9 protein-coding genes are annotated in these 11103 nt (G+C 66.2%); 3 read left to right on the plus strand and 6 right to left on the minus strand.

Features of this window, described 5'->3' with window-relative positions:
• Positions 1-94: 94 nt before the first annotated feature.
• The 3 genes from ACODSM_RS04200 to ACODSM_RS04210 form a co-directional block, all read right to left on the minus strand.
• A complete protein-coding gene (locus ACODSM_RS04200) occupies positions 95-454 on the minus strand; it encodes an FKBP-type peptidyl-prolyl cis-trans isomerase (protein WP_056061897.1) in 360 nt (119 codons plus the stop codon).
• A gap of 155 nt (positions 455-609) precedes the next feature.
• On the minus strand, positions 610-918 hold the full coding sequence (locus ACODSM_RS04205) for a winged helix-turn-helix transcriptional regulator (protein ID WP_015013381.1): 309 nt from the start codon (positions 916-918) through the stop codon (positions 610-612).
• 205 nt (positions 919-1123) lie between these two features.
• Entirely contained in the window at positions 1124-2026 is a 903-nt protein-coding gene (locus tag ACODSM_RS04210) for a LysR family transcriptional regulator (RefSeq protein ID WP_110959241.1), read from the minus strand.
• Between the two features lie 119 nt (positions 2027-2145).
• Between ACODSM_RS04210 and ACODSM_RS04215 the strand changes: the two genes are divergently transcribed.
• From ACODSM_RS04215 to ACODSM_RS04225, 3 genes are all read left to right on the plus strand, one after another.
• Positions 2146-3123, plus strand: a complete 978-nt coding sequence (locus tag ACODSM_RS04215; protein ID WP_488804413.1) for a hydroxymethylglutaryl-CoA lyase — start codon at positions 2146-2148, stop codon at positions 3121-3123.
• A gap of 24 nt (positions 3124-3147) precedes the next feature.
• The gene (locus ACODSM_RS04220; RefSeq protein WP_488804414.1) at positions 3148-4365 is read left to right on the plus strand and encodes a CaiB/BaiF CoA transferase family protein; all 1218 of its coding nucleotides are present in this window, start codon (positions 3148-3150) and stop codon (positions 4363-4365) included.
• Positions 4366-4443: 78 nt separating this feature from the next.
• Positions 4444-5481, plus strand: coding sequence for a Bug family tripartite tricarboxylate transporter substrate binding protein (locus ACODSM_RS04225; RefSeq protein ID WP_488804415.1), 1038 nt, complete (start codon positions 4444-4446; stop codon positions 5479-5481).
• Between the two features lie 204 nt (positions 5482-5685).
• Here the strand turns inward: ACODSM_RS04225 and ACODSM_RS04230 are convergent, their stop codons facing one another.
• The 3 genes from ACODSM_RS04230 to rpoD all read right to left on the minus strand — a co-directional run bounded on the left by ACODSM_RS04230 (position 5686) and on the right by rpoD (position 11065).
• Positions 5686-7260, minus strand: a complete 1575-nt coding sequence (locus tag ACODSM_RS04230) for a methyl-accepting chemotaxis protein (protein WP_488804416.1) — start codon at positions 7258-7260, stop codon at positions 5686-5688.
• 49 nt (positions 7261-7309) lie between these two features.
• Complete coding sequence (locus ACODSM_RS04235; RefSeq protein WP_488804417.1) at positions 7310-8338, minus strand: Bug family tripartite tricarboxylate transporter substrate binding protein; 1029 nt, start codon at positions 8336-8338, stop codon at positions 7310-7312.
• A gap of 348 nt (positions 8339-8686) precedes the next feature.
• A complete protein-coding gene (gene rpoD, locus ACODSM_RS04240) occupies positions 8687-11065 on the minus strand; it encodes an RNA polymerase sigma factor RpoD (RefSeq protein WP_488804418.1) in 2379 nt (792 codons plus the stop codon).
• Between the last annotated feature and the right edge of the window lie 38 nt (positions 11066-11103).

Below are 11103 nucleotides of genomic sequence, written 5' to 3' on the forward strand. Positions count from 1 at the left end.
AACTCTGCAGACCGTTCGCCAGACAGGTGAGCATGAAAAAAGCGGCCCGAGGGCCGCTTTGTTTTTGCCGATGCAGACCGGAACGGCGCTGAGATCAGCGGCCCACCTTGAGCAGTTCCACGTCGAACTTGAGCGTGGCGTTCGGGGGGATCACGCCGCCCGCACCGCGTGCGCCGTAGCCCAGGGCGGCGGGGATGATCAGCGTGCGCTGGCCGCCGATCTTCATGCCTTGTACGCCTTCGTCCCAGCCCTTGATGACCATGCCGGCGCCCAGTGCAAATTCAAAAGGGTCGTTGCGGTCGCGGCTGGAGTCGAACTTGGCACCTTGCTCACCGTTGTTGTACAGCCAGCCGGTGTAGTGCACCGACACGTTCTGGCCCTTGGTGGCTTCGGCGCCTTCGCCCACGGTGGTGTCTTCGTATTGCAGGCCGGATGCAGTGGTGGTCAGTGCCATGGGAGTTCCTTAGTTGCTATTAAAAATATAGCTTCAGGCGCATGTTTTGATTGCGCTTGAAGCTATTTTGACCCTTATTTTAACGAAAGCCCCGCGCGGAGGTCCGGCGGGGCTTTTCCCTGCGGGGCAGGGCGAGCAGGGGGAGGGAAGAGGGCTCAGGCCTTCTTGGCGCGGCCTGCGACCCAGCGGGTGGCAAAGGCCTGCACGTCCGACAGACGCTTGAGCAGGTCAGCACCCGAGGGGGTGACGGTGTAGCCGTCGCTGCCATGGTCCACAAAACCGGCTTCGCGCAGCTCTTTGATGCGGGTGTTGAGCGTGTTGGGGGTGATGCCACCCACGCTGTCCTGCAGCAGGCGGAACGTCTGGGGGTGGCCGTCCTTCAGGGCCCACAGCACGCGCAGCGCATAGCGGCATTCAAGTTTCTCGAAAAGCTGGTTGATGGAAGCATTTTCTTTGGAGCTCATGGACGCTTCTCCTCGCGCAAGTGTTGGATCTGGATTCAGTGCGGGCGGCCGTCAACCGGGCCCGCTGATGCGCTGAGACTATAGCGCGGAACCCATTTTGCTACAAGTTTAGTAGCTCAGAACGCACAGCACACATGCGCTAGTGGCGAAAAATACAATGTTGCGTATCAAACTGTTGCGACAGGGCCACGGTTTTTGGCCCTGGTCAGGCACGCCCCAGCCCCGCCAGATGCCCCACCAGCAACTGGGCCGCAGGGGGCAGCCACTGGGCGCTGCGGTAGCAGATGGCAAAGCGCCGCTGGGCCCAGGGGTCGCTCAGCGGGACGATGCGCACCGGCGCCAGCTGGGCAAACGGCTGGGCCACTTCGCGCGGCACCACGCTGATGGCGAGGTTGGCGCGCACCACCCGCAGCGCGGCGTCAAAGTTGGACACCAGCACGCGGTGGGCCAGCATTTTCCCTTCCACGGCAGCGGCGCGCGCCAGCAGCACCTGCACCGCGCTCAGTGCGGGCATGCTGACGAATTCATGCTCCAGCACATCGGCAAACCGCACGCTCTGCAGCTGGGCCACGGGGTGCGACTCGTGCGCCACCACGGCCAGGTGGTCGCTGCGGTAGGCGCTGGTTTCCAGGCCCGACAGGTCGGCTGCGTCCCAGCAGATGCCGATGGACGCGCTGCCGTCGCGCACGCCTTGCACCACGTCCGGGCTCACGCGTTCTTCCAGGCTGATCTGGATATTGCGGTGCGCCGGGTCTTGCAAGAAGGCCGCCACATCGTCGGCCAGCGACTCAGCCATGACCGAGGCCGTGACCAGCATGCGCACATGGCCGCGCGTGCCGGTGGCGTAGGCCGCCATGTCGCGCTCGATCTGCCCCACGCTGGCCAGCATGGTGCGGGCGTGCTCCAGCAGCGTCTCGCCCGCCGGGGTGGGCACCACGCCCCGGCGCTTGCGCAGCAGCAGCGGCGTGCCCACGGTGTCTTCCAGCTGCGCCAGCCGCTTGCTGATGGCCGAGCCCACGATGGACTCCTGCTCGGCCACGCGCGCAATGCTGCGCTGCTCGCACACGGCGGCAAAGAGGCGCAGGGTCTGCAAGTCCAGGTCGCGCACGGCAAACCTCCAAGTGTTGTGATATTCCGTTTGGGAATGTTATGGCTTCCGAGATGTATTTTCTGATTCTTTTGGGAATTTTTAGAATCTTGCCCAGACCCACCCCAAAGAGACATCCCGTGCACACCTCCCCGATCCCGTCCGACCTGCAGCCCCCGGTGGCCCGCGCCATCGTCCGCGAAGTGGGCCTGCGTGACGGCCTGCAAAGCATTGCCACGGTGGTGTCCACCGCGCAAAAGATCGACTGGCTCAACGCCGCCTACGCCGCCGGCCAGCGCGAGATCGAGGTGGGCTCGTTTGTGCCCGCCCGCTTGCTGCCCCAGCTGGCCGACACGGCCGAGGTGCTGGCCCATGCCAAAACGCTGCCCGGCCTGATGGCCTCGGTGCTGGTGCCCAATTTCAAGGGCGCCGAGCGTGCGCTGGACTGTGGTGCCGACCTGATGGTGGTGCCTTTGTCTGCCAGCCACGCCCACAGCCTGGCCAACCTGCGCAAGACGCCCGATGAGGTGGTGGCCGAGGTGGCGCGCATCCGTGCGCTGCGCGATGCCAGCGGCCGCCGCACCGTGATCGAAGGCGGCGTGGGCACGGCCTTTGGCTGCACCCTGCAAGGCGAGGTGGCCGAGAGCGAAGTGCTGCGCCTGATGCAGGCGCTGCTGGACGCAGGCGCCGACCGAGTGAGCCTGGCCGATACCGTGGGTTTTGCCGACCCGGCCTCAGTGGCCCGGCTGTTTGAAAAGGCCCGCGCCCTGGTGGGCAACCGCTTGGCCTGCGCGCACTTCCACGACACGCGCGGCATGGGCCTGGCCAATGTGTATGCCGCCTGGCAGACCGGCATCACCCGCTTTGACGCCTGTCTGGCGGGTATCGGCGGCTGCCCACACGCGCCGGGCGCCAGCGGCAATGTCACCACCGAAGACCTGGTGTTCATGCTGGAGCGCATGGGCGTTGCCACCGGCATCGACGTGACCACGCTGCTCGCACTGCGCCAGCGTGTGGCCGGATGGTTGGCGGGCGAGACCCTGCATGGCACGCTGTGGCAAGCGGGGCTGCCGCAGAATGCCGCACCCGCCGCGCTGCGTGAAGCCGCAACGGCCTGAACCCTTTTTCGGAACGCCCTGAACATGAACGACCACACACCCGCTACCCCCTCGTCCCCCCGCCTGCCGCTGGAAGGCCTGCGCGTGGTGGAGTTCACCCACATGGTCATGGGCCCCACCTGCGGCATGGTGCTGGCCGACCTGGGCGCCGAGGTCATCAAGGTCGAGCCCGTGGATGGCGACCGCACGCGCCACCTGCTGGGCGCTGGCGCCGGTTTCTTCCCCATGTTCAACCGCAACAAGAAGAGCATTGCGCTCGACCTGCGCAGCCCCGAGGGCCTGGCGGTGGCACGCAAACTGGCCGCATCGGCCGACGTGGTGGCGCAGAACTTCAAGCCCGGCGTGATGACGAAATACGGCCTGGACTACGCCGCGCTGAGCCAGGTCAACCCGCGCCTCATCTACGTCAACCACACGGGCTTTTTGCCGGGCCCGTACGAGCACCGCACAGCGCTCGACGAGGTGGTGCAGATGATGGGCGGGTTGGCCTACATGACCGGCCGCCCCGGCGACCCGCTGCGCGCAGGCAGCAGCGTGAACGACATCATGGGCGGCATGTTCGGCGCGATTGGCGCCATGGCCGCGCTGATGCAGCGCGGCATCACCGGGCGCGGGCAGGAGGTGGACTCAGCCCTGTTCGAGAACAACGTGTTCCTGGTCGGCCAGCACATGATGCAGTACGCCGTCACCGGCAAACCGGCCGCGCCCATGCCCGACCGCATCTCGTCCTGGGCCGTGTACGACGTGTTCAGCGTGAAAGACGGCGGGCAGATCTTTTTGGCCGCCGTGAGCGATGCGCAGTGGCAGACCTTCTGCGACGCCATGGGCTACGCCGACCTGAAGGCCGACACCGGCCTGGCCACCAACAACGACCGCGTGCGCGCCCGCCCCACGCTGATGCCGGTGCTGCGCGAGCGCCTGGCGCAGCACACGGCTGACGAACTGGCGGCCATCTTTGAGCGCCACGGACTGCCGTTTGCGCCCATCCGCCGGCCCGAAGAACTGTTTGACGACCCGCACCTGCAGGCCACCGGTGGCCTCGCCGACATCACGCTGCCCGACGGCGAGCGCGCCGGGCAGACCGCGCAGATCACGCTGATGCCGTTGCGCATGGACGGCCAGCGTCTGGATGTGCGCTGCGACCCGCCGCGCCTGGGCCAGCACACGGCCGAGCTGCTGCAGGGCCTGGGCTACACCGCCGATGAAGTGGCCGCACTGCAGGCCAGCGGGGCCATTGCCTGATTTTTCCTTGACGACCGGGGCTCATCACGCGGCGCAGACCGCAGGCCCCGGATTCCAACCCCACCACCGGAGACAACCGTGCCCCAGCCCACCCCTGCTTTTGACTCGCCCCGCATAGCGCCTGCCCCGCACGGCCTGCCCACGCGTCGCCAGGCCCTGGCCACCGGCGCCGCCGCGCTGGCGGCTGCGGCCTGGGGCCTGCCGCGCGTGGCCCGTGCCCAGGGCGACGGCAAACCGCTGCGCGTGATCCTGCCGCTGTCGGCGGGCTCCGGGGCCGACGGCGCCATCCGCGCCATCAGCACCAGCCTGGCCAAGGCACTGGGCCAGCCCATCGTCATCGAGAACCTGCCGGGCGCGGGTGGCATCACCGGCACCACGCAGATCGTGCGCGCGCCCAAGGACGGCTCGCTGATCGGCGTGGTGTCCAACAACCACGTGGTCAACCCCAGCGTGTACAAGAACATCCCGTTCGACTCGCTGGCCGACATCACACCCATCACCATCCTGGGCGCCACGCCGTTTGTGCTGGTCGCGCACCCTGCGGTACCCGCCAAGACGGTGCAGGAGCTGATCGCACTGGCCAAGTCCAAACCCGGCGTGCTCAACTACGGCTCGTCCGGCAACGGCACCATCCTGCACCTGGGCGCGGCGATGTTTGTGGACCAGGCCAAGCTCGACATCAAGCACATCCCCTACCGGGGCATGGGTCCGCTGATGAACGACATCCTCGGCGGCCAGGTGCAGCTGGGTGTTGTGGCGGTGGCGCCGGCGGCTGCGCACATCAAGGCGGGCTCATTGCGCGCTCTGGGCGTGACCACGGCCACCCGCGTGGCGGCACTGCCGGGCGTGCCCACCATTGCCGAACAAGGCCTGCCAGGCTACGAGCTGGATGGGTGGATCGCCCCCGTGGCGCCTGCGGGCCTGCCCAAGGCCGAGCTGGCGCGGCTGTACAACGGCTTCAAGGCTGCCATGGAGATGCCCGAGGCCCGTGATGCGCTGATTGCGCAGGGCTACGAGATCAAGCTCACCCCGCCCGAGCCGGCCGCCGCCTTCTTCCGCAGCGAAGCAGCGCGCATGGCGCAGGTGGTGAAGAACGCGAACGTGAAGATCGACTGACGCAGCGCAGAGAGAGGCCGCCTGCGGCGTGTTTTTGCAGGGCGTCAGGCCGGTTTTGAGGGTTTTTCGGCGCATGCGCAAGTGCAATATGCCTGAGCAGCTATCGTATTAATAGCATTCGCGTGAACGCTAGGGCACTGCCTCCGCAGGCCTGCGGTGCCATCGCAGGTCAGCGTGAGGGGCAACTGGTCTGCGCGCCCGATGTCAGGCGCGCGGCGCGGGCAGTGCAGTGTGGGCGTGGCGCAGGCGGAACACCTCCACGGCCTCCACCAGTTGCTGCGCTTGCCCGCTCAGGCTGCCTGCAGCAGCGGCGCTTTCTTCGACCAGGGCGGCGTTCTGCTGTGTGGCCTCGTCCATGCGCACGATGGCCTGCGTCACGCGCAGCATGTCGCTGGTCTGCGCGGCGCTGGCCTGGCTGATCTCTTCCATCAGCGCGCTCACGCCCTGGATGGACGACACCACCTCGGCCATGGTGGTGCCTGCATTGCGCGCCAGATCCGAGCCGGCCTGCACGCGCTCCACGCTGGTCTGGATGAGCTGCTTGATCTCGCGCGCGGCGCTGGCGCTGCGGGTGGCGAGGTTGCGCACCTCGCTGGCCACCACGGCAAAGCCCCGGCCTTGTTCGCCCGCGCGCGCGGCCTCGACGGCGGCATTGAGCGCGAGGATGTTGGTCTGGAACGCGATGCCGTCGATGACGCCAATGATGTCGGCAATGCGGCGCGAGCTGTCCTGGATGCCCTGCACCACCTCCACCATCTGCGTGACCACATCGCCCCCCCGCTGCGCCACGGTGGCGCCGTTGCGCGCCAGTTCGTTCGCGCGCTGGGCGTTGGAGGCGTTCTGCTGCACGGTGGACTGCAGCTGCTGCATGGACGAGGTGGTCTCGTCCAGCGACGAGGCCTGTTCTTCGGTGCGATGGCTCAGGTCGGCGTTGCCCTGGGCGATTTCAGCGCTGGCGCTGGCCACGCCTTCGGCATTGCTGCGCACGCCGGAGACCACGTTTTCGAGGTTGTCTTGCATGGCCCGCAGGGCTTCCAGCAGGCGCGCGGGCTCATCCTTGCCCTCCACCTCGATGCGGGTGGTCAGGTCGCCCGCCGCCACCTTGTGCGCCACCGACACCGCCACACCCAACGGGCGCACCACCGACCGCGTCAGCAGCCAGCCCGCGCAGGCCCCCAGCGCCGTGACCAGTGCAAGGGCGACCAGACTGCTGAACAGTGCGCGCCGGGCGTCTTGCGCTGCCTCCTGGGCGATGGCCGCGCTGCTCGCTGCCACCTGCTGGCTCAGCTCGGTGAGCAGCTTGGCGGGGCCCTGGTCGATGTCGGCCACATCCGCATCGCCGGCCGACGGCACAAAGCCGAGCGACTGGAACACTTCAAAGCCTTTGCGGTAGCCCTGCGCCATCTGTGCGTGGGCCTGGGTGAACTTTTGCAGCGCGGCCTTTTCCTGCGCGTCGGTCAGCTGGGGCTCCAGCGCCTTGGCGGCATCGGCCACCCGCTTTTCACTGGCCTGGAACGCGTTCCAGTGCAGCTCGCGCTTGCGCGAGTCCTCGCCCCGCAGCAGGGTGTTCTTCCACTCCAGCACCTGGGTCTTGAACTCGCTTTCCATGCGGCTCACGGCACGCTCCTGCGCCACGCGCTGTTGCACCGTGGTGTCGTAGGTGCCCAGGGTTCGGTACAGGGCGGCAATGCCGAACAGCGCGGCCCCCAGCAACAGGGCCAGCACCAGACCCAGGGCCGTGGCCATGCGTGCGCCGATGGAGTAGTGGGACATTTTCATCAGAGGCTCCAAAGGTTCTGCAGTGGGCCCGGAGGGCCTGGTGGTGAGATCAGGCCTTCAGCTTGAGCAAATAGACCATCACGCGGGCGGTGGTGAGGTCCAGTTCCATGAACTCTGCCAAATCCTTGCCGGTGAGCCAAGAGGGTTCCCACCGGTTCTGCTTGAGCGTGCGCAGCCAGGATTCGTGGTGGGTGGCGGCCTCGACAGCAGCCAGCATCTCCGCCGCGCGCGCGGCGGGCACGCCCTTGCCGGTGAACACGCCCCGCCAGTTCGCCATCACGGCGTCCAGCCCTTGTTCGCGAAACGATGGCAGGCCAAAGACGCTGCGGCGCGACGACACGCCCACCGCGCGCAGTTTGCCGCTGGCAATCGCATCGTTGAACTCGCTGTATCCCGACAGGCCCAGCGCTGCGTTGCCTGACAGCACGGCCTCGACCACCTCGGCACCACCGGGGAAGGGCTTGTAGACCAGTCCTTCGGGGTTGGCCTTGGCCGCACGCGCCAGCACGCCCGCGTAGATGTGGTCCACGCCACCCGCAGAGCCGCCGGCAATCGGTACGGCCTTGAGGTCAGCGCGCATTGCGTCGGCCAGGTCCTTGGTGGTCTTGATGGGCGAATTGGCTGCCACAGCGGCCACCAGGTAGTCGCTGGTGAGTCGCGCCAGGGGCTGGATGTGGGTCATGTCCACCGCAGGCTTTTGCAGCGCCACGGCGCCCACCATCACCATGCCGCCCATCAGCAGCGTGTTGGGGTCGCTGCTGTACTTTTCGGCGTACTTGGCCAAGCCAATGGTCCCGCCCTTGCCGCCGATGTTTTCGTACTCCACCTGGTCCGCAGCGCCGGCAGCGACCATGGCGGCGCCCAGGGCGCGGCCTGTCTGGTCCCAGCCGCCACCGGCATTGGCCGGGATCACGATGCGCACGGTGCCCGCCAGCTTGGCTGCCTTGGCGGCCGCGGGGGCAGGGCGGGCTGCCCCGGCAGCGCTCTGCGCCCAGGCGGAAGGGCCAAGCGTGCTCCAGGCCAGGGCGGTAGCGACAGATTGGGCGATGGCCCGGCGGCGGTCGATGGCTGCAGACATGGAAAGTCCTTTGACAAGTGGGGAGGCAGGAAAGGCGTCGGGAATCAGATATTCAAGCCGCTGCAAGAGCGCCCTGAGTGTGTCGTTTGCGCGTTGCCACGCCGAGGCAACGCCGTCAGCCGGTGGGGCATGCGCAGGGAAGGGATCTGCACACCACCACCTGGGCTGCGCGCAATGGTCGCCAGCCAAGCTGTCAGTCTGCTGTCGCTGGCATCAGGGTAAACGCGGGGTTTCGGGCCCAGTGCAGAGCGGCTGCGCTGACCAGTGCGCCATGAATAACGCCCTGCGCCGCAGGTGCGGGGCAGGGCGTTGGAGCCAGTAGAGGCTGGGTTGCGAGGCTTACGGCGCTTACAGCGAGTCGATGAAGCTGCGCAGCTTGTCCGAGCGGCTGGGGTGCTTGAGCTTGCGCAGCGCCTTGGCTTCTATTTGGCGGATGCGCTCGCGGGTCACGTCGAACTGCTTGCCCACTTCTTCCAGCGTGTGGTCGCTGGTCATCTCGATACCGAAGCGCATGCGCAGCACCTTGGCTTCGCGCGGCGTGAGGCCGTCGAGAATGTCCTTGACCACGTCGCGCAAGCCGGCCTGCATGGCGGCTTCGATGGGGGCGGTGTTGGCACCGTCCTCGATGAAGTCGCCCAGGTGGCTGTCGTCGTCGTCGCCGATCGGCGTCTCCATGGAGATCGGCTCTTTGGCGATCTTCATGATCTTGCGAATCTTGTCCTCGGGGATTTCCATCTTGGCCGCCAGGATGGACGCATCGGGCTCGAAGCCAAACTCTTGCAAGTGCTGGCGGCTGATGCGGTTCATCTTGTTGATCGTCTCGATCATGTGCACCGGGATACGGATGGTGCGCGCCTGGTCGGCGATCGAGCGGGTGATGGCCTGGCGAATCCACCAGGTAGCGTACGTCGAGAACTTGTAGCCGCGGCGGTATTCGAACTTGTCCACCGCCTTCATCAGGCCGATGTTGCCTTCCTGGATCAGGTCGAGGAACTGCAGGCCACGGTTGGTGTACTTCTTGGCAATCGAGATCACGAGGCGCAGGTTGGCCTCGATCATTTCCTTCTTGGCATCGCGCGAGGTGGCTTCACCTTCGTTCATGCGCTTGTTGATGCCTTTGAGCTCGGCCAGCGGCACCACGACGCGCGACTGCAGGTCGATCAGCTTTTGCTGCAGGTCCTGGATGGGCGGAATGTTGCGCGCCATCACGGCCGACCAGGGCTTGCCAGCGGCGGCCTGCTTCTCGACCCACTGCAGGTTCAGCAGGTTGGGCGGGAAGTCCTTGATGAAGGTCTCCTGGGGCATGCCGCACTTGTCCACGATGATGCGGCGCAGTTCGCGCTCCTTCTTGCGCACATCGTCCACCTGGCCGCGCACCATGTCGCACAGCTTCTCGATGGTCTTGGCGGTGAAGCGGATGGTCATCAGCTCGGCCGACAGGGCCTGCTGAGCCTTGATGTAGGCAGGCGTGCCATAGCCTTCCTTGTCGTACACCTTGTGCACTTTTTCAAACAGCTCGCGCAGCTTGTCAAAGCGCTCCAGCGCCTGCTTCTTGAGTTCTTCGAGCTTCTTGGTCAGCGCCTTGCTGCCGCCCTTGCCGTCGTCGTCGTCGGCTTCGTCGAATTCGTCGAAGTCTTCTTCGGCCACATAGTCGTCGGCCTCATTGGGGTTGGAGAAGCCGTCCACGATGGTCGAGATGACGACCTTGCCTTCGCGGATTTCCTCGCCCATGTTGAGGATCTCGGCGATGGTGGCGGGCGATGCACTGATCGCCTCCATCATGGCCATCAAACCGCCTTCGATGCGCTTGGCGATTTCGATTTCGCCTTCGCGGGTCAGCAGCTCCACCGTGCCCATTTCGCGCATGTACATACGCACGGGGTCGGTGGTGCGGCCGAATTCGGAGTCCACGGTGGACAGCGCGGCTTCGGCGGCTTCTTCGGCTTCTTCCTCGGTGGCGCCAGCGGGAGCGTTGTCCGTGATGATCAGCGCTTCGGCATCGGGCGTCTGCTCGTACACCGCCACGCCCAGGTCGTTCAGGGTGGTGATGACGGCTTCGAGGGTTTCGGCATCGACCAGCTTGTCGGGCAAGTGGTCGTTGATTTCAACGTGCGTGAGGTAGCCGCGGGTCTTGCCCAGCTTGATCAGGGCCTTCAGGCGCTGGCGGCGCTTTTGCATGTCCTCTTCGGACAGGACGGTTTCGTCCAGGCCGAATTCCTTCATCAAGGCGCGTTCCTTGGCCTTGCTGATCTTCATGCGCAGGGGCTTGACCTTCTCGACCGTGGCGGCTGCCTCGGGGGTCTCTTCGATCTCGCCTTCGAGATCGGCCTCGATGTCCGACAGGTCGGTATCGTCCACGCTCTCATCGCCGCCGGTGGCTGCCTTGGGCTTGCGGCCGCGCTTGGCGGGGGCTTTGGCTTCGGCAGCACCAGCAGCCTTGGCGGGGCGGCCAGGCTTTTTCTTGGGCGCTTCTTCGTCGTCGGCGGCTGCGGCGACGGCCTTGGCGCGGGCAGGTTTCTTCTTCAGCAACTCATCGGCAGCTTTGATCAGCTCGGCGGTACTTTTCACGGGCACAGTTTTCACTTTCTTGGCGACCGGGGCGGGCGCAGCGGCAGCGGCCTTTTTGGGGGCCGCCTTGGCCGGCGCTTTGGCCGCGGTTTTGGAGACAGCCTTTGCGGCAGTGCCTGAGGCAGACTTGGGCGACTTCGCGGACTTTTGAGCGGGCATGGAGCAACCTCAGAATCAAAAACGGACACAAAGAAAAC

It is taken from the genome of Acidovorax sp. FG42 (assembly GCF_057809195.1).

Excerpts from the sequence above, each read along its gene's own strand:
- ACODSM_RS04235 (WP_488804417.1), bottom strand. The coding sequence starts at position 8,338 with ATGTCTGCAGCCATCGACCGCCGCCGGGCCATCGCCCAATCTGTCGCT.
- rpoD (WP_488804418.1), bottom strand. The coding sequence starts at position 11,065 with ATGCCCGCTCAAAAGTCCGCGAAGTCGCCCAAGTCTGCCTCAGGCACT.
- ACODSM_RS04230 (WP_488804416.1), bottom strand. The coding sequence starts at position 7,260 with ATGAAAATGTCCCACTACTCCATCGGCGCACGCATGGCCACGGCCCTG.
- ACODSM_RS04205 (WP_015013381.1), bottom strand. The coding sequence starts at position 918 with ATGAGCTCCAAAGAAAATGCTTCCATCAACCAGCTTTTCGAGAAACTT.
- ACODSM_RS04220 (WP_488804414.1), top strand. The coding sequence starts at position 3,148 with ATGAACGACCACACACCCGCTACCCCCTCGTCCCCCCGCCTGCCGCTG.
- ACODSM_RS04200 (WP_056061897.1), bottom strand. The coding sequence starts at position 454 with ATGGCACTGACCACCACTGCATCCGGCCTGCAATACGAAGACACCACC.